This window comes from Streptomyces graminilatus (genome assembly GCF_001418565.1).
Classification (GTDB): Bacteria; Actinomycetota; Actinomycetes; order Streptomycetales; family Streptomycetaceae; genus Streptomyces; species Streptomyces graminilatus.
The window spans coordinates 1-375 of record NZ_LIQQ01000429.1; the positions used below are offsets into that span (position 1 = coordinate 1).

At 74.7% G+C, this 375-nt stretch carries 1 protein-coding gene; it reads right to left on the reverse strand.

All coding sequences use genetic code 11. The annotated features are described in order from the left end of the window. A partial coding sequence (locus AOK08_RS47805; protein WP_055532359.1) for an FtsK/SpoIIIE domain-containing protein occupies window positions 1–375 on the reverse strand: 375 nt, incomplete at both ends.

Genomic DNA, 375 nt, shown 5'->3' on the forward strand with positions numbered 1-375 from the left:
GGTCCGCCCGAGCAGTTCGGCCCGCCGCTTCAGCTCGGCGCTGAGCGACTGGGCGAACTCCCGCATCCGCACCGGATCGTTGGCGGTGAGGTGGGTGGTGACATGCGGAAGGTCGGTGCACACCCGCAGCCCAGACCCCTCCCCCTGCTGTCCACCGCCACCGCCACCACTACCGCTACCACCAGCGCCTCCGCCGGTGCCGGTGCCGTCCCGGCCGTCCATCAGGACGATGCCCAGCCGGTCGGGCCGCTCGGCGGCGGCCAGCGACGCGACGACCGCCCGCAGCAACTCCGTACGCCCACTGCCGGGCGGGCCCTCGATCAGCAGGTGGGGTCCCTCGGCCGCGAGGTCCACACCGACGGGTCCGCGCGGACC